The organism is Ruegeria sp. HKCCA4633, assembly GCF_013034605.1.
Classification (GTDB): domain Bacteria; phylum Pseudomonadota; class Alphaproteobacteria; order Rhodobacterales; family Rhodobacteraceae; genus Ruegeria.
Map to the genome: position 1 here is coordinate 855,393 of NZ_WQGJ01000001.1, position 17,324 is coordinate 872,716.

General features: G+C 59.2%; 18 protein-coding genes. 1 reads left to right on the forward strand and 17 read right to left on the reverse strand.

Translation table 11 applies throughout. The annotated features are described in order from the left end of the window. Window positions 1-155 precede the first annotated feature (155 nt). The 11 genes from GOV85_RS04225 to ftsW all read right to left on the reverse strand — a co-directional run bounded on the left by GOV85_RS04225 (window position 156) and on the right by ftsW (window position 9,418). Window positions 156-575 (reverse strand): hypothetical protein, encoded by a 420-nt coding sequence (locus tag GOV85_RS04225; protein WP_171175298.1) that lies wholly within the window; start codon window positions 573-575, stop codon window positions 156-158. Further along, entirely contained in the window at window positions 562-1,896 is a 1,335-nt protein-coding gene (gene ftsA, locus GOV85_RS04230; protein WP_171176226.1) for a cell division protein FtsA, read from the reverse strand. Before ftsA ends, GOV85_RS04225 begins: the two co-directional genes overlap by 14 nt. 8 nt (window positions 1,897-1,904) lie before the next feature. Continuing rightward, complete coding sequence (locus tag GOV85_RS04235; RefSeq protein WP_171175299.1) at window positions 1,905-2,912, reverse strand: cell division protein FtsQ/DivIB; 1,008 nt, start codon at window positions 2,910-2,912, stop codon at window positions 1,905-1,907. Further along, window positions 2,900-3,817 carry a D-alanine--D-alanine ligase gene (locus GOV85_RS04240; RefSeq protein WP_171175301.1) on the reverse strand — a complete coding sequence of 306 codons (918 nt, stop codon included), beginning with the start codon at window positions 3,815-3,817 and terminating at the stop codon, window positions 2,900-2,902. Before GOV85_RS04240 ends, GOV85_RS04235 begins: the two co-directional genes overlap by 13 nt. Window positions 3,818-3,926: 109 nt before the next feature. Next, window positions 3,927-4,853, reverse strand: coding sequence for a UDP-N-acetylmuramate dehydrogenase (gene murB, locus GOV85_RS04245; protein ID WP_171175303.1), 927 nt, complete (start codon window positions 4,851-4,853; stop codon window positions 3,927-3,929). Further along, the gene (locus GOV85_RS04250; RefSeq protein ID WP_171175310.1) at window positions 4,850-5,143 is read right to left on the reverse strand and encodes a hypothetical protein; all 294 of its coding nucleotides are present in this window, start codon (window positions 5,141-5,143) and stop codon (window positions 4,850-4,852) included. Before GOV85_RS04250 ends, murB begins: the two co-directional genes overlap by 4 nt. Before the next feature lie 21 nt (window positions 5,144-5,164). Continuing rightward, on the reverse strand, window positions 5,165-5,431 hold the full coding sequence (locus tag GOV85_RS04255) for a DUF2484 family protein (protein WP_171175312.1): 267 nt from the start codon (window positions 5,429-5,431) through the stop codon (window positions 5,165-5,167). Beyond that, window positions 5,428-5,676, reverse strand: a complete 249-nt coding sequence (locus tag GOV85_RS04260) for a DUF2484 family protein (RefSeq protein ID WP_171175314.1) — start codon at window positions 5,674-5,676, stop codon at window positions 5,428-5,430. The genes GOV85_RS04255 and GOV85_RS04260 overlap by 4 nt, the downstream gene beginning before the upstream one ends. 75 nt (window positions 5,677-5,751) lie before the next feature. Further along, entirely contained in the window at window positions 5,752-7,161 is a 1,410-nt protein-coding gene (gene murC, locus GOV85_RS04265; protein ID WP_171175316.1) for a UDP-N-acetylmuramate--L-alanine ligase, read from the reverse strand. Continuing rightward, a complete protein-coding gene (locus tag GOV85_RS04270; RefSeq protein WP_171175318.1) occupies window positions 7,158-8,255 on the reverse strand; it encodes a UDP-N-acetylglucosamine--N-acetylmuramyl-(pentapeptide) pyrophosphoryl-undecaprenol N-acetylglucosamine transferase in 1,098 nt (365 codons plus the stop codon). Before GOV85_RS04270 ends, murC begins: the two co-directional genes overlap by 4 nt. Then, complete coding sequence (ftsW, locus tag GOV85_RS04275; protein WP_171175320.1) at window positions 8,255-9,418, reverse strand: putative lipid II flippase FtsW; 1,164 nt, start codon at window positions 9,416-9,418, stop codon at window positions 8,255-8,257. The genes GOV85_RS04270 and ftsW overlap by 1 nt, the downstream gene beginning before the upstream one ends. Window positions 9,419-9,718: 300 nt before the next feature. On the opposite strand from ftsW, the gene GOV85_RS04280 reads away from it, so the two are divergent. Further along, window positions 9,719-10,900, forward strand: a complete 1,182-nt coding sequence (locus GOV85_RS04280; RefSeq protein ID WP_171175322.1) for an NAD(P)/FAD-dependent oxidoreductase — start codon at window positions 9,719-9,721, stop codon at window positions 10,898-10,900. Here the strand turns inward: GOV85_RS04280 and GOV85_RS04285 are convergent. The 6 genes from GOV85_RS04285 to GOV85_RS04310 form a co-directional block, all read right to left on the reverse strand. Then, window positions 10,897-11,271 carry a glycine zipper family protein gene (locus GOV85_RS04285; protein ID WP_171092324.1) on the reverse strand — a complete coding sequence of 125 codons (375 nt, stop codon included), beginning with the start codon at window positions 11,269-11,271 and terminating at the stop codon, window positions 10,897-10,899. The two genes, GOV85_RS04280 and GOV85_RS04285, sit on opposite strands and share 4 nt — an antisense overlap. Window positions 11,272-11,370: 99 nt before the next feature. Beyond that, on the reverse strand, window positions 11,371-12,768 hold the full coding sequence (gene murD / locus GOV85_RS04290) for a UDP-N-acetylmuramoyl-L-alanine--D-glutamate ligase (RefSeq protein ID WP_171175324.1): 1,398 nt from the start codon (window positions 12,766-12,768) through the stop codon (window positions 11,371-11,373). Beyond that, window positions 12,765-13,310, reverse strand: coding sequence for an AAA family ATPase (locus GOV85_RS04295; RefSeq protein ID WP_171175326.1), 546 nt, complete (start codon window positions 13,308-13,310; stop codon window positions 12,765-12,767). The genes murD and GOV85_RS04295 overlap by 4 nt, the downstream gene beginning before the upstream one ends. Continuing rightward, window positions 13,307-14,389, reverse strand: coding sequence for a phospho-N-acetylmuramoyl-pentapeptide-transferase (gene mraY, locus GOV85_RS04300; RefSeq protein WP_171175328.1), 1,083 nt, complete (start codon window positions 14,387-14,389; stop codon window positions 13,307-13,309). The genes GOV85_RS04295 and mraY overlap by 4 nt, the downstream gene beginning before the upstream one ends. Before the next feature lie 36 nt (window positions 14,390-14,425). After that, the gene (gene murF / locus GOV85_RS04305; protein ID WP_171175330.1) at window positions 14,426-15,820 is read right to left on the reverse strand and encodes a UDP-N-acetylmuramoyl-tripeptide--D-alanyl-D-alanine ligase; all 1,395 of its coding nucleotides are present in this window, start codon (window positions 15,818-15,820) and stop codon (window positions 14,426-14,428) included. Continuing rightward, window positions 15,817-17,316 carry a UDP-N-acetylmuramoyl-L-alanyl-D-glutamate--2,6-diaminopimelate ligase gene (locus GOV85_RS04310; protein WP_171175332.1) on the reverse strand — a complete coding sequence of 500 codons (1,500 nt, stop codon included), beginning with the start codon at window positions 17,314-17,316 and terminating at the stop codon, window positions 15,817-15,819. The genes murF and GOV85_RS04310 overlap by 4 nt, the downstream gene beginning before the upstream one ends. Between the last annotated feature and the right edge of the window lie 8 nt (window positions 17,317-17,324).

Genomic DNA, 17,324 nt, shown 5'->3' on the forward strand with positions numbered 1-17,324 from the left:
CAAGACACCCAGCAGGCCGCGAAGGTTTATTCCCCCTTCACGCTCTGACTAGCCGTCAATTACACTGCGGAAAACTGCTCAGGTCCTGCCGCGAGACCTCTGACGGGCCCTGTGGATATCTTGAGGGATAAATCAGCGCACCGCAACCGGATTTTTCAACTGGTCGGGGCATTTGGACAGTTCAGGCTGCTTTCCGTGATGCTGCCCACCTCTTGGATTTCTCCGTCAGCGAACGAGGCGAGCCTGACCATCAGGCGACCTTCGTGCAAAAAGGGCCACCAACACACAGGAATCCCATCCGGGTCGTTGTCATAGAGAAAACAGATTTGACCGTGTGGCGTTGTAATCTGTCCATAGACACAGCCCTGCCCTTCTTCACGCCAGACCGAGACGCGGCGGTTCAGAAATTGCTCGGTCCCGACAAGATCACCGCTGCGAATCTCGTAGAATGTAAGCGTTTTGCCGACTGCAGCGTCCAGAAACGCGTCCGGTGTGATGATGTTTTGGGCCATGACCCCACCGGGCAGCAGGGCAGCGCACAGCGCGGCCCTTCGCAAGTGCTTACCAGTTGTCACGGAACCACCGCACTGCGCGTTTGAACGGGCGCGCGGCATAGGTGTCGACAGGGATCTCGAAATCCCACCACTCATCCTGAGGATGGGCCGCAAACAGGCTGAGACCCACAGCAGAAGAGAAAGCAGGGCCTGTCGCTGATTGCGGCAAGCCATGCACACGCAAAGGCCGTCCCAGGCGCACGCGCTGCCCAAGAATGCGGGTGGCAAGCCCGTCCAGCCCCATGATCTGGCTACCGCCCCCGGTCAGAACAATCTGTTGGCTTGGCATATGATCGAACCCGGCGGCGTCTAGACGAACGCGGACCTCTTCCAGAATCTCTTCGACGCGCGGGCGCATGATACCGATCAGTTCGGCCCGGCTGACAGTGCGACGGTCATGTTCCCAGTCGCCCGTATCGCCACCGATATCAATCATATCACGGTCATCGGCCCCGGTTGCATGCACGCCCCCATTAAAGGTCTTGATCCGTTCAGCCACGGCTGCTGGAACGCCCAGACCCATCGAGATATCGCTGGTTACATGATCTCCACCCATACGGACGCAATCCGCGTAGATCATGTGCTTCTTCATGAAGATCGACACGCTGGTTGTACCACCGCCCATGTCGATACAAGCCGCGCCCAGTTCCTGCTCATCCTCAACCAATGCCGAGATGCCCGAGACATAGGCTGAGTTGGCAATACCCGCCAGCTCCAAATCACAGCGCTTGATACAACGCACAATGTTCTGGATCGCCATCGCGTCGACGGTCAGCATATGCATATCGACCGCAAGGCTCTGGCCCAGTTGCCCACGCGGATCAATCAGGCCCGAACGGTTGTCCAGCGCAAAGTTCACCGGTTGCGCGTGCAGCACCTCGCGCCCTTCGCCGTAATCGGGCACGTCACAGGCATTCAAAACGCGGCCGACCTCGGCTTCGGTCACAAGCTGACCGTCAAGGTCTACCTGCGCGTCCAACCCGTAAGACCGTGGGTTGGCCCCCGAGAAACACGCAATGACGTGATCGACACGAATATCCGCCATCTTCTGCGCTGCCTGCAGTGCGGTACGGATGGCGCGTTCAGTTTCCTGCATGGCGGTGACTTCACCGAATTGCACACCGCGAGAGCGCGTGGTCGCCGCGCCAATGACGCGGAACCCGGTTTGACCGGCCATCGAGCCGATAGTGTTGTCTTCACTCAGCCGACCCGTGCCATCAAAACGCAAAACAAGGCAAGCAATCTTGGAGCTGCCTACATCCAGAATTGCGATGACACCGCGTTGCAATGCCTGCCGCCGCATCTGACGCATGGCGCGTTGGGACTGATAAAGATCGGTCATCATGGTCGTTACTGCCCGTTACTCACGTTCACTTTTGTATTCCACCAGTCTTCACTGGCGGCTTTGCTCATTCGTATGGTCGGACGCTGGCCAAGGCGCATATCGACCACAGCCACGTCGCGCTCCAGAAGGTCTTGCACTTCGTTGACAGCCAGCACGCGTTCCAGCGCACGCACCGGCCGGTCGGTCGGCAGCATGATGCGCTGGCCGCGGTCCAGAACCAGATCCCAGCGCCGCTCGCCCACGCGCACAAGCCCGCGCACGCGATTGCCCAGACTGCGCGAGGTTTGGAAAAGCTCAAGCGCTTCCGCCACATGGACATCAGCGCCCTTGCCCGCGATCAGCGGAAGACCGATATGGTCCTTGCGCGATGGCGTTTCCTTGACATGAGCGCCGGTCTCATCAAGCAGCTCCAGCCCATCACGGGTGCGCCAAACGATCACGGGTTGTCGTTCGACCACATCCACCTGCAAAATGCCGCCCGGTCGGATACGCACGGTTGCGGATTTCACCGGGTCCAATCCGGTAATCGTGTCGCGCATGTGTTCGACATCCAGATCCCAGGAACTGATCGGGAAATCCAAAGGTGCGACCTCGCGAATATCCTCGGACAAACTGGTGCCCGCTCCATCAATGGCCATCAGGTTGACCATGAACTCGGGGCGTTCCTGAATAGAAGTTCGAATGTCAGCGACAAAGGCAGTGACAGCCTCGCGCCGATCTTCCGAGGCGAAGTAAAGCCCAACAGCTGCTGCCGCGGCGCAGATTGGCAGACCTACCTTGACGCCCATGCGAATGCCCGGCGTAAGCATCCAGCGCTGAAGTCGGTAGCTCAGGCGCGACGGTGCAGGATCGCTGCGGCGCGCGGTGCGGGAAAACACCCGCGCCCCACGCAGCCGCAAAAGCGGCTCTGCTTCATGTGTTTCGGTGTCAGCCGATGCGAAATCAGCATCAGGCCCCGCAAGGGGTTTACTGCGATGGATTTCCAGCGAACGGCTGGCGGTCAACGGTCGCATGAGGCGTCCTCCACCATCCAGGCACAAAGCTGGCCGAATGTCATGCCTAGATGGGCGGCCTGTTCGGGGGCCAGCGAGGTTGGCGTCATGCCAGGCTGGGTGTTGGTTTCCAACAGAAACAGCCCGTCCGGTCCCTTGCTATCATCCCAGCGAAAATCCGTACGGCTGACGCCCTTGCAACCCAAAACATCATGCGCGCGCAGAGCGTGATCCATGCAGCGGTCAAAGATGTCCTGCGGGATGTCAGCAGGTAGCACGTGCCACGATCCGCCCGGCTTGTACTTGGCGTCATAGTCGTACCAGCCATCGTCGGTCATGATCTCGGTCACAGTCAGGGCGCGGTCGCCCATCACCGTTACCGTCAACTCGCGCCCTGGCACATATTTCTCGATCATCACATGGTCGGGCATCGCCTCGTCCAGCTGCGGCGGACCATTTGCGTCTTCATGGACGATATAGATACCAACACTGGAGCCTTCGTTGTTGGGCTTGGCAACGTAAGGCGGCTCCATCACGTGAACCTCAATCACCTCGACCTTGGGTGCGATCACGCTGGGCACAACAGGCAGGCCTTCGGACTGGTAAATCTCTTTGCTGCGTTGTTTGTCCATCGCAAGGGCCGAGGCCAGAACGCCGGAATGCGTGTACGGAATCCGCATCCATTCCAGCAGGCCCTGCACACAGCCATCTTCACCCCAGCGGCCATGCAGGGCGTTGAAAACCACATCCGGCTTAATATCCAAAAGGCGCGCATAAAGGTCGGGACCTGCGTCCAGTTCGACCACTTCAAAGCCTTCTCCCACAAGGGCGGCTGCGCATTCGCGCCCAGAGCTGAGAGACACCTCGCGTTCCGCCGAGGGTCCACCCATCAATACCGCCACTTTGGGGTTTGTCCTGCTCGACATTCCCAACGTGCGCCTCAATGTCCCCGGACCTTATGTGGTGGTCCGTACTGCGTTTATGCCTTTGATCCGTCGCCTGAATTAGCCTGTTATTGGTCTGACGGTTGGGGCTTTATTCTTTCAGCGGATCACCGACCCGCATGATTTCCCACTCTAGCGTGATGCCGCTTGTTTCGTAAACCTTTTTTCGCACCTCTTCGCCCAACCCTTCAAGGTCAGCAGCGGTGGCCGCACCGGTATTGATCAGGAAATTCGAGTGCTTGGGGCTCATCTGTGCACCCCCCAGCGTCGCGCCACGCATTCCGGCGTCATCGATCACTTTCCACGCCTTGAGGTCATGCACATCATCCGCCTGCCCTGTCGAAGAAAACCCTGCCGGGTTGCGGAAAGTCGACCCGGCGCTGCGATCTTTGGTCGGCTGAGTTTCATCGCGCTTCTTAAGCTGCGCTTCCATGCGGGCGTGAAGCTCTGCGGGGTCGCCAGAAGGCCCTTGGAACGTCGCCGAAACCAGAACTGCGCCTTCGGGCAAATCGGACTGACGATAGCGAAAGTTCAAGTCTTCGGGTGTCAGGTGCTGCACCTGGCCTTGCCGCGTGACGATTGTGGCTTTGCGCAAAACATCCGCCGTATAACTGCCATAGCACCCTGCGTTCATCCGCACAGCCCCGCCGATTGAACCAGGAATGGTTCGCAAAAACGTCAGGTCAACCCCAGCATCCGCCGCCTTTCGTGCTACATGAGCATCCAGCGCTGCAGCCCCGGCGATCACAGTGGTGCCGGCGACTTCGATACCGTTGAACCCCCGCCCCAAACGGATCACCACCGCGCGCAAGCCACCATCCCGCACGATCAAGTTCGAACCGACTCCCATTGGGAAGACTGGCACATCTGACGGAAGATCGCGCAAAAACGCTTGCAGGTCTTCGAGGTCGGCGGGTTGAAACAGGTGGTCCGCCGGACCGCCGACACGCAGCCAGGTCAGGTCGTTCAGCGGGCGTGCCGGGGTCAGACGGCCCCGAACTTCGGGCAGACCACTCATGCGTTCGACTTTGCCGCCAGCCCACGCCCGCCGACACCCCCTACGATAACAGCAAGAAGGAAGGGCAGAACCGAGCCGGTCAGCCAGATGAACGGGCCGAATGCCTGTTCTTCTTCACCTGTTCCGACGCCTGCCAACATCACGATCAGGACCAACGCAACAGCTGAAGTCAGACCGATGAGCCAGAGCAACCCTTTAATCCCAATCCAGAGCCCGGCAACGAATCCGGCAACCGCGCCCAGGACCAGCGAGATAAGCGGTAAGTAGGCAAAAGTGGCGATGTCGACCATGGGGCCTCCTGAAAATGGCCGTTACTTGTTGGCCGCCTTCATGCCCTGCATTTTCGCCTTTGTCCAACGGGTGAGGTAAATCACCGGCCAGCGCAGCATCGACATGCCTGCAACAAGAACAAGCAACCCGATCCAGGGGCCGTTTTCATATGTGACAAAACCCAAAATGGGGATGCCCACTGCGATTAGATAATAGGCGCGGGTCCAATGGTTGTCCTTGCTGGGCAGCATTGCCAGAATATTGGCGGTAAGCCCCCAGAGGGCCGCGAGGGCAAGAGAAAGACTCATTCCATCACCTCACCACGCACCCATTTGCGCCAGTAATACCGGATCGGATTACGAAACATTGAAGCGAACCCACCCAACGCCAAAACCGACCAAACCCAACCATGAACATAGCCCAACCATATGATCAAACCCGGCGCACAGATCAGCAAAAGGATCCCCGGCGGAAATTGCAGGCGCATCGGCAGCATCGCCACAACGGTGGCGCAGATCACCCATAAGGCAGCCATGATCACGGAATAATCCATTTCCCCCTCCGAGGGCAGGCGATAGAAACAACTACGTCAACACACCTTATGGTTGCGCATTAACACGCTGAGATGTCAAACAGCTTGTTTCCTCTGCAACCGCTCTGGAAGCCCGTTAGCCCAGGCACTGATTGTCCCTGCCCCAAGGCAGACGACCATGTCGCCGGGGCGGGCCTGCTCGCGCACCAGACGTTCCAAATCGTTTTCGTCAAAAAGCGCGCGGGCATGGCGGTGGCCGTGGCGGATCAGCCCCTGCACCAGATCATCGCGGCTGGCCCCTTCAATCGGATCTTCACCGGCGGCAAAAACCTCGGCGATGGCCACGACATCCGCATCGTTGAAGCAGGTGCAGAAGTCGTCGAACAGGTTGGACAGACGTGAGTAGCGGTGAGGTTGGTGTACAGCGATGACGCGGCCTTCAGTCGCTTGGCGCGCAGCCTTGAGGACAGCAGCGATTTCGACCGGGTGATGGCCGTAATCGTCGATTATGGTGACACCGTCGACTTCTCCGACCTTGGTGAAGCGGCGGTTGACGCCGCCAAAATTGGCAAGCGCGTCGCGAATCTCAGTCGCTTTCATACCCAGATGGCGGGCAACAGCCACAGCGGACAATGCGTTCGAGACGTTATGGTCGCCAGGCATCGGCAGGGTGCAACCTTCGATCACTTTGTCTTCGTATTGCAGGTGAATGTCGAAATGCGCAACGCCGCTTTTGTAGGTCAGATTCTCGGCCCGCACGTCTGCCTGAGCATTGAAGCCATAGGTGCGCACACGGCGATCCGTGATGCGCCCGACCAAAGCCTGCACCTCGGCATGATCCGTGCAGCAAACGGCCAGACCATAGAAAGGCAGGTTCGAGACGAATTCGTGAAAGCCATCACGCAATTTGTCGAAATCCCCCCAATGCTCCATATGCTCGGGGTCGATATTGGTAACGATGGCGATGGTCGCGGGCAGACGATTGAACGAGCCATCGGATTCATCCGCCTCAACCACCATCCATTCGCCCTGCCCCATGCGCGCATTCGAACCATAGGCGTGGATGATGCCGCCATTGATCACGGTCGGGTCGAAATCACCCGCCACCATTAGCTCAGCCATCATCGTGGTCGTGGTGGTCTTGCCATGTGTGCCCGCAATCGCGATGTTCGAGCGCAGGCGCATCAACTCGGCCAGCATGTCAGCACGTCGGACAACGGGCAGCCCTTTTGCGCGTGCCTCATCCAATTCCGGATTGCCGGGTTTAATTGCAGTCGAAACAACCACAACCGCAGCGTTTTCAAGGTTTTCAGCCCGCTGCCCGACGAAGATTTCAGCCCCCAAACCCGCCAGCCGATCAGTGATCTTCGATGCCTTCAGGTCCGAGCCCTGCACCCGATACCCGAGATTTAAAAGCACCTCGGCGATCCCGGACATCCCGATCCCTCCGATCCCTACAAAGTGGATCGGTCCTACGTCTTGCGGCAGTTTGGTTGCAGGATTCATGCGGTCTCCTTCTGCGCCAGTTGTTCGACAAGGTGCACCAGACGCTCGGTCGCGTCGGGGGCACCGGTCGAAAGGGCGGCATGGGCCATTTTCTGTGCGGCTTCGGGGTTGGTCAGAACCGTGGTGATTTGCTGCGTCAAGGCGCGAACGTCAAGCGCATTTTCGGGGATCATGATCGCACCGCCCGCCTGCACCAATCCACGCGCATTGGCGGTTTGGTGGTCTCCGGCAGCGGCGGCAAACGGGACCAGGATCGAGGGTCGCCCAATAACCGAGATATCGGCCACGCTGGATGCACCCGAACGCGAAATGACCAATTGGGCGTCCGACATGCGACGGGGCACGTCTGCAAAAAAGGTCTGAACTTCGGCGCGGATGCCATAATCATTGTAGAACGCTGTCACACGCGCGCTGTCCTCATCCCGGGCCTGATGTGAAACGCGGATGTGGTTACGGATGTTTTCAGGCAAGGCGGCAAGGGCCTCGGGCACCACATCGCTCAGGATACGCGCGCCTTGTGAGCCGCCCATGACCAAAATCGACATAGGATAATCGCCGGGTGGAATGTATCCCGCGGCGGCGCGGTCCAGAACGGCGGCGCGTACCGGATTGCCGGTGTGGACGCCCTGTGCGCCCTGGGGAAGATCGGTTGGCCAGACACCGCATGCAACCTGTGCAACGCGAGTGGCGAACAGCTTGTTCACACGGCCCAACACACCGTTCTGTTCATGGATCATGCGCGGGATTTTCAGCAGCGTTGCCGCGCCCAGCGCCGGGATCGACGGATAGCCACCAAACCCGACAACCACGTCGGGCTTATCACGCATCATCTGGAACGCCATGCTGGTCACGCCGCCCACGATCTTGGGGCCGACCAGCGCCTTGGCTGCTAAACCGCCGCGCGCAAAGGTGGCCGAGGACACCTCGGTAATCTCGGTCGCATCCGGGAAGGCGCCGGTATAGCGCGCACCGCGTGCATCGGTGGACAGGCGCACGCGCCAGCCCTTGTGCAGCAATGCCTCGGCCAGGGCCTGAGCGGGGAACATGTGGCCCCCGGTTCCGCCAGCCGCAATCAACAGGTAAGGGTTCCCCATTATCCTCTTCCGCGCAGAATATCGCCAAGCTCGCCCTGTGGACGGGTTCGGGTAAAGGCCAGCAACATGCCGATGGCAATACCGCCCGCGATAAGGGACGACCCGCCATAGCTGACGAAAGGCAACGTCATGCCCTTGGCGGGCAACAGGCGCACGGCGACGCCCATGTTGATCATCGCCTGAACGCCAAACATGCAGGCCAATCCGGTTCCTGCCAGACGTATGAACATGTCCCGCTCGCGCATCAGCCGCAGCAACGAGCGCACGACAATCAACGCATAGAGCGCGATGATGATCAGCACCAGGATCAGGCCGTATTCCTCAGCCGCGACAGCAATGATGAAATCGGTATGGGCATCGGGAAGCGACCATTTCACCTGCCCTTCCCCGACACCAACGCCGAACAACCCGCCTTCGCGAATGGCGTTGGTGGCATAGCCCAGCTGGGTGGTCGGATCGACCTCTTGGTTCAGAAAGCCATCGATGCGGCGGGCAAAGTGTTCGGAATTTGAATAGGCAAACATACCTGCCAACACCACCGCGCCAGCCATTCCGACCAGTAAAAGCATCGGGGCACCGGCCACGAAATACATCACGCCCCAGCCGAACAGGATCAGGCAGGCCTGACCGAAATCGGGCTGCATCACCAACATCCCTACGATCGACATGCACAGCGCAAAGGACCAGATACGCCCCGGAGGGCCATTGATCTCTTGCGAGGCCGCCAGCAACCATGCGGCCACGACAATGAAACCGGGCTTCAAGAATTCGGACGGTTGCAGAGAGGCAAAGCCCAACGAATACCAGCGGACAGCACCTTTGCCAAAATCGGTTCCGAAGACCGGCAGAAAAACCAGCGCCACAAATGACACCAAAAACCCAAGAACGGCCAGACGCCGCACCAAGGTCGGTGACATCATCGATGTCAGCAGCATCGCAATCAGCGCCAATCCGCCGAAGATGGCCTGACGTTCGACATAATGGAAAGGATCGAACCCGTTGCGTCCGGCCAGCGGCGGCGATGAGGCCAAGCCCAGCAGCAACCCAATGGTAAAAAGGATCAGAACGCAGGACATCGTCCAGCGATCAATTGTACGCCACCACTTCGGTAGAATCGGTTCTCCGCGCTGGTCCTGGACCGCGCCATACACCATCTCAGTCATGAGATACCGCCACTCTCTGCCTCGTTCACGTCCCGTTTTCGGGATCTGTTTGAGAGTCTACAGGGATTTTGGCGTTTGGGCTAGTAGGATGAAGAGCAGCTTTGAAAATCTGTGCAGCAAATAATGGTTCCGTGGTCCTGGGCTGCGCCCAATCGTGAAATAGAGAACCAGAAGGAACACGATTTGATGAGCTGTTGGCACGCACAGGCAAGAGTGGAAAGACGATGGAGCTTAAGAATAATTTAGCGATTGATTGTTCTGCCACTTGCTATCCTATCCAAACAACGCCATCCCCCGCCCATGACCTTCGATACGATCATCCTTGGGGCCGGTGCGGCCGGTATGATGTGCGCAGCCCATTGCGGCGGGCGCGTATTGGTGATCGATCACGCCAAGGCAGCGGGCGAAAAGATCCGCATTTCGGGCGGCGGGCGCTGCAACTTCACCAACATGTATGCAGGACCGGGTAACTTTCTGTCGCAGAACCCGCATTTCTGCAAATCCGCACTGGCGCGCTATACCCAGTGGGATTTCATCGATTTGGTCGGTCGGCACGGCATCGCGTGGCACGAGAAAACACTGGGGCAGCTGTTTTGTGATGGGTCATCGAAACAGATCATACAGATGCTGCTGGACGAGATGCGCGATGCAGGAGCAGAGCTGTGGGTGCAAACGTCTCTGCGCGATCTGCGCAAGACCGAAAGCGGGTTTGCACTGGAGGTCGAACACGACGGGCAGCGTCAGCACCTGACCTGCGCCAAACTGGTGCTGGCCACCGGCGGCAAGTCGATCCCGAAAATGGGTGCGACCGGATTGGCCTATGACATCGCCGGGCAATTCGGCTTGCGCGTGACCGACACGCGCGCCGCGCTGGTACCGTTCACCTTCTCGGATGGTCGATTCAAGGACTTGTCCGGTGTTTCCCTGCCCGCTCGGCTGTCGAACGACCGCACCAGCTTTGACGAGGCGCTGCTGTTCACGCATCGCGGGATTAGCGGGCCGTCGGTGTTGCAGTTATCATCCTACTGGTCCGAGGGAGAGGCGATCCGGGTAAACCTTATCCCCGATTTGCCGCTGTTCGATCTGTTGCGGACACAGCGTCAGAGCGGTGGGCGAAAGGCTTTAACAACCGAACTGGCGCGCCATCTGCCGGCCCGGTTGGTAGACTATCTGAGCAAGGTCATTCCGATGTCCGGGAACCTTGCGGATCAGTCAGATGCGAAACTTTCTGAGCTGACCACAGCCTTATCCGAGTGGTTGCTGGTGCCATCGGGAACCGAAGGGTATCGCACAGCCGAAGTCACGCTGGGCGGGATCGACACCGACGATTTGTCTTCTAAAACCATGGAGGCCAAGGATGTCCCTGGCCTCTACGCGATTGGCGAAGCGGTGGATGTCACCGGCTGGTTGGGTGGCTACAATTTCCAGTGGGCATGGTCGTCAGGCCATGCCGCTGGTGTTGCCATTGCCGCCAAGGATTAACCGACGACGTTATACCCGCGCCCGCGCATACAGTTTCGCACGATCACTTCCTGATTCTGAGTGTTGTTGATCGCGCTTGCACCAGCACCGATCAGCGCACCGGCTGCTGCTGCCCGACCCAGATCACTGGCGCTGTTGTCAATGATTGCAGTGGTTGCCGCAGCACCGGCCGCGCCGATGGCAGCGGCGCCTGCAGTGTTGCTGTCGAGCGTCGGCTGAGATCGCGCCAGCGCCTGACAATTGGCCAGATCGGACTGATAATTAGGCCCTACCGCCCCGTCGATGATCGGGACATAGTTCGCCCCGCTATTGGCGCAGGCTCCGGCCAGCGCAACGACAGGAAGGGCGAAGAAAATTTTGCGTGCAGACATATCCTCTACCTCTTTGTGAACTGAAGGTGACGCAACCTTACTTCCCACAAAGTGTCAATCTGATTGGGAAAAGTCCAGATCAACCGGCAGAGCGTCGCCTTACGTCAGCCGCTTACGCACTTGTTCGGTAAAGTCATCGCCGCGTCGCTCGAAATTGTCATATTGATCGAAACTGGCAGCCGCCGGTGCCAACAACACCGTGTCACCCTCTTCCGCGTCTTCGATAGCTTGCGCTACGGCGGCCTCCATCGTGGTACAAACCAGGGCGTCCGCTTCCAGTTGCATCGCAAAACCAGCCGCTTCGCGACCGATCACGTAAGCTTTGCGCACCTGATCCGCTGCCGTGTTCAGAGCTGCGATACCGCCCTCTTTCTCAAGTCCACCGCAAATCCAGCGGATATTCTTGAACGCGCTCAACGCCTTCAAGGCACTGTCGATATTGGTCGCCTTCGAATCGTTGACGTAAGTAACCCCACCCGCTTCGGCAATGATCTGGCTGCGGTGCGGCAGGCCCGGATAGGACTGCAGCGCATCCTCGATCACGCGCGGGGCAAGTCCCAGCGACCGGCAGGCGGCGTAGGCCGCGCAGGCGTTTTGATGGTTATGCGCACCGGGCAGACCTTTGATCGCGCGCAGGTCGATGGAACCTGCCTGACGCCCCTTGCGGTATTCCGACAAGAAACCTTTGCGAGCAAACACCTGCCACCCCGGACCTGTCAGTTTGCGCGCAACCGAGATACGGATCACCCGGTCATCCGTTGGCCCTTCGGCCAGTTGCCCGGCCAGAAACGCACCTTCGATCTCATCAATGCCAATGATTGCGCGGTCTGGCCCGCCTTCGGCAAACAGGCGTCGTTTGGCCGCGAAATAGCCGCCCATGCCGCCGTGGCGGTCCAGATGATCGGGCGAAAGGTTGGTGAACACAGCAACGTCGGGAGTCAACGCACGGGCCAACTCGGTCTGATAGCTGCTGAGTTCCAGCACCACGACCGAACCGTCACCACCCGGATCGATATCCAGAACCCCGCGCCCGATATTGCCTGCCAATTGCGCCTCGCGCCCGGCTTCGGTCAGAATGTGGTGGATCAACGCCGCTGTGGTGGATTTCCCGTTCGATCCCGTCACCGCAATCACGCGCGGCGGCGTGTCGTAGTTGTTCCATTCCGACCCCGCGAAGGAACGGAAGAACAGGCCGATATCGTTGTCCACCGGCACACCAGCGTCCAGAGCTGCGGCCACCACAGGGTTCGGTTCAGGATAAAGATGCGGAATCCCCGGTGAGACGATCAGCGACGCAATGCCGTCAAACGCGCCGTGTTTATGCAGATCGGCGCAAGTGAACCCTTCGCCTTCGGCAGTTTCACGAGCTGCCGGGTTGTCGTCCCAGCACACAGGCTCAGCCTTGCCAGCACGCAAGGCGCGTGCTGTCGCCAAGCCCGACCGGCCCAGCCCCAGAACTGCAACTTTCTGCCCTGAAAAGCCTTTGACCGGGATCATGTCTTATTTCCTTCGTCTAGCTGTGCCTCAAGCCAATCCGCCCGTTCTTCGACAGGCCGCTTTGGAACAAGGGTGGTCTTGAAACCAAGTTTGGGCAAGCGGTCGCACAAACCCTCATATTCCGCAAGAGCGTCAAACAGATCGTGCTTACGCTGACTGTCTTTCACATAGATTTCAGGCCATGGCGGGAACAGAAAAATCTGACGGTCATAGTCAAGCCGGACAATCCGATCTTTCAAGGCTTTGTCCAGATCAGTGTCAGTACGCTCAAACCAGATCAAGGCGTCCAGTGCCGATCGGTCGAATAGAACCAAACCGTCCGGGGCTTGGGTCATGTCGTTGAAAGCCGTCTCGATGACTTTCCGGCAAAACGCTTCGGTATTTGACCAGGGCAAGGCGGTTCCACCGACCTGCTGTTCCGCGATTACGACTCGGCGGCCGGATTCTATGACAGTCGCATAGCCGCGCCGCGCCATCTCTTGCAGGAGGGTGGATTTACCGCCTCCTGAACAGCCTGACAGCACAATGCGACGTTTGCTCACCGTACCTTCAGCGTTGCCAGTCCGATCATCGCCAGGATCAGCGAGATGATCCAGAAACGGATGACGATGGTCGGTTCAGCCCAGCCTTTTTTCTCATAGTGGTGATGGATTGGGGCCATGAGGAAAACCCGCTTGCCGGTGCGTTTGAAGTAGAGGACCTGAATGATGACGCTCAACGCCTCGACCACGAACAGACCGCCAACCACGGCCAGAACAAGCTCGTGCTTGGTGGCGACGGCAATCGCACCCAGTGCACCACCTAGAGCCAATGAACCGGTGTCACCCATGAAGACCGCCGCGGGTGGTGCGTTGTACCACAAAAAGCCCAAACCGCCGCCGAACAAAGCAGCCGTAAAGATCAATATCTCACCGGTTCCGGGCACGTAGTGCACGTCCAGATACTCGGTAAAGTCCACACGTCCGACCGCATAGGCAATGATTCCAAGGGTCGTGGCGGCAATCATTGCGGGCATGATGGCCAGCCCATCCAGGCCGTCTGTCAGGTTTACTGCATTGGCAGCACCAACGATCACAACGACCGCGAACGGAATATAGAACAGGCCAAGATTGACCAGAGTGTCCTTGAAAACTGGCACCGCCAGTTGGTTCTGCAACGCCTCGGGATGGTGCAAAGATGCCCAGAGCGAGGCCAGAACCGCAATGATAATGCCCAGCGCCAGACGCATCTTGCCCGAAACACCCTTGGTGTTCTGCTTCGACACCTTGGCGTAGTCATCCGCGAACCCGATGGCCGCATAGGCCAAAGTCACAAACAACACCATCCAGACATAGGGATTGTCCCACCGTGCCCAGATCAGGGTCGACGTCACAAGGGCACCTACAATCAGCAACCCACCCATGGTGGGCGTGCCTGCCTTGGAAAAATGTCCCTCGGGGCCGTCATCGCGGATCGGTTGACCTTTGCCCTGTCGCTTGCGCAGAACATTGATCAGGGGTTTTCCGAACAGAAACCCAAAGATCAGCGCCGTCATAAAGGCACCGCCCGCGCGGAAGGTGATATAGCGGAAGAGGTTCCAGAAATCCCCTCCGTCCGACAGGGCGGTCAACCAATACAGCATGACAATACCTTTCTCACACGCGACGTCTGGGCGCGATCACCCATCAAGCGCGCTCCCTTGCCCCATTTTGCGCAGACCGTCAACAATCGTAGCCAGCGCCATGCTGAGAGAGCCCTTTGCCAACACCGTGTCGCCATCGCAGATCAATGAGGGCAAGTGTTCGGCCATCTCAGCACTGGTTTCGAACCAGAGCCCGCGCTTGTCATCGGGTAGCGCCTTGTGCAGGGCTTGCATCAAGGGGCCGATGCAATGCACCTGATTTATTTTCTCCATGGCTGCAACATTCGCCATTTCGGCGTGCATCGCCACTTCCTGCGAGCCCAGTTCCTTCATGTCGCCCAAAAACGCGATGCGGCGGGTACCTTGCGAGGCGGCCAACACGTCCAGCGCGGCCTCCATCGAGGTCGGATTGGCGTTGTAGCTGTCGTCCAATAGTTCGATTTGGCCACCACCAGACAACGGCAAGTTTTCGCGTACGCCGCGCCCCTTGACCGGCGACCACGCTCGCAGTCCCGCGACCGCCTGATCCAGATCGACACCCAGCTCCACGCAGGCCGCCAGAGCCCCAAGCGCGTTCATGGCAAAATGGGTGCCGGCAGAGTTGATCTCAAAGCGGATGAGTTGATCACCAACAGTGGCCTGAGCGTTCACGGCGTTGGACGCTTGCTGCACATCGGTCAAACGATAATCCGAAGCCTTGCGGCCAAAATCGACGATCCCCGCCCCGCAGTCCCGTGCACTTTGACGCAGAATTTCAGCGTGCTCGATGTCTGCATTGACAATCGCGGCCCCGCCGGGCTCCAACCCTTCGAAGATCGCCGCTTTTTCATGGGCGATGCCTGCGACCGAAGCAAAAGCTTCCAGATGCACCGCCGCGACAGTCGTGACCAACGCCACGTGCGGACGGGCCTGTTTGGCCAGAGGGGCAATCTCGCCCGGGTGGTTCATGCCGATCTCAATCACGGCATACTCAGTATCGCGCGGCATCCGCGCCAAAGTCAGCGGTACACCCCAATGGTTGTTGTAGCTGGCCACGCTGGCATGGGTCTTGCCTTGGGCTTCAAGAATTTTCGCCAGCATTTCTTTGGTCGAGGTCTTGCCGACGCTGCCCGTGACACCCACTATGCGCGCATCCGTTCGCGCACGGGCCGCCTGCCCCAAGGCTTCGAGACCTGCCTGCACGTCGTCAACGACCAGCAACGGTGCCCCTTCGGGGACACCTTCGGGAATGTGAGAAACCAGCGCAGCCCCGGCGCCTTTTTCCAACGCCTGCGCGACAAAATCATGACCGTCCCGCGCGGCTTTAAGCGCCACGAACAGATCGCCGGGCTGAAGGGTGCGAGTGTCGATCGATACACCATTTGCGATCCAGTCACGCGTGACCTGACCGCCTGTCGCTTCAACGGCCTCGGATGCTGTCCAGAGTGTCATGCAACCCTCCCGTCAAGCGCGGCCACAGAAATACTGGCCTGTTCAACGTCATCAAAAGGCAGAACCTGATCCCCGACGATCTGGCCGGTTTCGTGTCCCTTGCCAGCAATCAGCAGCGCATCGCCCGGTTGCAGCGCGTCGATGCCACGCAGGATGGCTTCGGCACGGTCGCCGACTTCGGTCACACTGGCCTGACCTGCGGCCTCAAGCGCACCTGCCATGACGGCCGCACGGATAGTGGCCGGGTCTTCGCTGCGTGGGTTGTCGTCGGTGATAAACACCAAATCAGCATGGTTCGCCGCCGCCTTGCCCATCAGAGGGCGTTTCGTGGCGTCGCGATCACCGCCTGCTCCAACGATGGCGATCAGACGCCCCATCACGTGCGGGCGCAGCGCTTTGAGGGCAGTAGCCACCGCATCGGGCGTATGCGCGTAGTCCACAAAAACCGTTGCGCCGTTGTCGCGTGTTGCGGCCAGTTGCATCCGTCCCCGTACCGTCGTCAGATGCGGCAGAGTTTCAAAAACCCGCTCAGGGCTGTCGCCGGCGGCGATGACCAATCCGCAGGCCAGCAAGATATTTTCAGCCTGAAACCCGCCGATCAGATTCAGACGCGTCTGGAAAGTTCGGCCTCGCCAGGAAAAGCGCAGGTCCTGTCCTGTGGCGTCAAACCGCTGATTGATTAGGCATAAATCGGCATCGCCAAGACCAACGGTCAGCACCGATTGGCCTCGCGACTTTGCGATCCGCTGGACCTGCGCGCCCTTAGGGTCACTCAGATTGATCACCGCTGTACCGTCTTGCGGCAACACGCGGTCGAACAGCCCAGCCTTGGCGGCAAAATACGCCTCGAAGGTTTCGTGATAGTCCAGATGGTCCTGAGTGAAGTTTGAAAACCCTGCGGCTGTCAGGTGCACGCCATCCAGGCGGCGTTGCTCCAGGCCGTGGGACGATGCTTCCATCGCGGCATGGGTCACACTATTTTCAGCTGCCTCTGCCAGACAGCGATGCAGGGTGATTGGTTCAGGGGTGGTGTGGGCCAGCGGTGCGGTCCATGCACCCTCGACCCCGGTCGTACCGAGGTTGACAGCGGCGTGGCCCAGCTCAGTCCAGATCTGGCGCACAAAGGTGGCAACAGATGTTTTGCCGTTGGTACCGGTGACGGCGACGATGGTCTGCGGTTGTGCTCCAAACCACAACGCGGCTGCACCGGCCAGCGCCTGACGCGGGTCTTCGACCACAATAAGTGCCGCGCCTGATTCAGAAAGCTCGGCTTCGGCGATCTGGGCCCCTTCGGCATCTGTCAGGATCGCGGATGCTCCCATTCGAAGGGCGTATTGGGTGAACTCCCCTCCATGCACCCGCGTGCCGGGAAGGGCCGCGAACAGGAAGCCGTCTTTCACTTCACGGCTGTCAACAGCCAAACCTGTGATGTCGGGGTTTGCGCCCCCGCGCGCGGTCAGGGCCAGTTGGTTGAGTTTCTTTGTCCTTGTGCCCATGACCCACC